General features: G+C 70.0%; 1 protein-coding gene. It reads right to left on the bottom strand.

Going from position 1 to position 240, the window contains the following annotated elements; translation table 11 throughout:
- The coding region (locus ACLJNW_RS28135) for an AraC family transcriptional regulator ligand-binding domain-containing protein (protein WP_410961913.1) at positions 1-240 on the bottom strand (240 nt) is incomplete at both ends.

The raw sequence follows: 240 nt of genomic DNA, 5'->3' as shown, positions 1-240 counted from the left end.
CATCTGCACCGTGGCCGGGTTGGCCAGCGCCATCGGTCGTTCCAGGTACTCGCTGGGCATGCTCAGCCAGTGCCAGGGCTGCTCGAACTCCGCGGCCACCCCGAACACCTCGGCGTAGCGCCGGGCATGGGCCGGCGGCGGATAGGCGAAGCCGACCCGCACGTCCTGCAACGGCTCGCCGACCAGGAAGCAGGCGATGGAATACAGCGTCGCCATCAGGCCCTCGGCGGCGAACACCGA

This window comes from Salmonella sp. SAL4457, from assembly GCF_046548235.1.
GTDB classification, from domain to species: Bacteria; Pseudomonadota; Gammaproteobacteria; order Enterobacterales; family Enterobacteriaceae; genus Salmonella; species Salmonella enterica.
This window is presented reverse-complemented; position numbering and strand designations above follow the sequence as displayed.